The sequence below is a fragment of the candidate division Zixibacteria bacterium HGW-Zixibacteria-1 genome, from assembly GCA_002838945.1.
In the GTDB taxonomy this organism is placed as follows: domain Bacteria; phylum Zixibacteria; class MSB-5A5; order GN15; family PGXB01; genus PGXB01.
The window spans coordinates 1-1,378 of sequence record PGXB01000077.1 but is presented as its reverse complement, the minus strand read 5'-3'; the positions used below and the strand labels follow the sequence as shown (position 1 = coordinate 1,378).

At 46.3% G+C, this 1,378-nt stretch carries 2 protein-coding genes; both read right to left on the bottom strand.

Annotated elements, in window-relative coordinates; translation table 11 throughout:
• The coding region (locus CVT49_16425; GenBank protein ID PKK81915.1) for a hypothetical protein at positions 1 to 617 on the bottom strand (617 nt) is incomplete at its 3' end.
• A gap of 87 nt (positions 618 to 704) precedes the next feature.
• A partial coding sequence (locus CVT49_16420; protein PKK81914.1) for a hypothetical protein occupies positions 705 to 1,378 on the bottom strand: 674 nt, incomplete at its 5' end.

The following is a 1,378-nucleotide window of genomic DNA, read 5'->3' as shown; positions in this document are numbered from 1 at the left end:
CTGACCGTCCAGGTCCCTTCCTCCCCGACAGAGAGGTCTGTTGATTCAGCGAAAAAGCTTATTTGAAGTTGGTTGATGGTTATATTGGAGGAATTGGCGTTTTCAGTTTTTGCACCGCCGTCATATACAACTTCCATCTCCATATGATCGCCTGATGAGGCATCACAGTTCGGGGTTGCCTTATATGTTCTGAAGATGGAACTATTCGCGGGGATAGTGAGAGCAGTCCAGACTAAAGTATGGGGCGACCCGACATTTTCAACTCCGCTTCCTGTATCGATAACATCGTAGCCCGTGGGCAGGGTAATGGTGAGCACAGCATCCGTAACATCCGTGGCATCAGGGTTATGTATCTCCACTTCCCAGGTGCCCTCCTCATTGACAAACAGGGCGGTGGACTGGACGCTGGTGAATTGAACCTCCAGATCTGCATAAGCTGCTGAAGGAATAAAGAGAAAAAAGAGGAATAACAAAAATACCATGCTCAAACTATAAACGCCCTTTTTTGTTAACCGGCTATTCATATATTTCAACTCCCCTGGCATCGGCGTAAAAAATGTCCTACCTCTATTAATGAAGCTCATAACATAAAACCCCTTTCTTTCTTCCTTTGTCATCAGTATAAAAGATACCGGAAACCCTGGATTCCTGCTTTCGCAGGAATGACAAAAAGGGTAGAAATTTGACTTTTTACGACGCCATCATTATTCTTTTATCTTTACCTGATAATAGAGCTCCCCCTTTTCGCCAGGTTTTAGTGTGATTACAGCGCAGGAAGCGGGTATATCTACGGTTACCACGGGAGCTGTAGCATTGGTGTAGCAGTCGGAAGTGGTGCCGCCGGCAAAGGTGAATTGTATCCACACCGAGTTTGCCCCGGCATTATAGGCATCAGGGACTAAATCCGTAAATGGCGGTATTGGGTCTGATATGATAATAGTGGAAAGGTCTTGAGTGCTGAAATTCTGAAAGGTAACCCTGTATTCAATAATCTCTCCCGGTGTGCCTTCTGCCTGATCTGAAAAGGTCCCTGACTGGGTTACATTCCTTGCCTCTTTTTTCATAAACAGTTTTGTGGCAATGGTAGTGATATCGGTTACGGTGCGTGAGACTTGAGGGTCGGAACGGAAGGTGGCGGTAACCTCGGTAATATCCACACTGTTTTCCGGCGTGTCGCAGGGGATAAAGAGTCTTATGGCGAAAGACTCCTCGTCATTTGCCCCGCCTTTGGCGTCAAGATGAATACTGGTAATGGGAGCGCCGGTGATATTTCCGTCGTCATCCACGAGATAAAAAAGATAGCTCAAACCAAGAGAGCTTGTTGCGGTAAGGTCAAAGTCATCAGCCACACTGCCGTTGTTTCTTAAAGTATGGATAT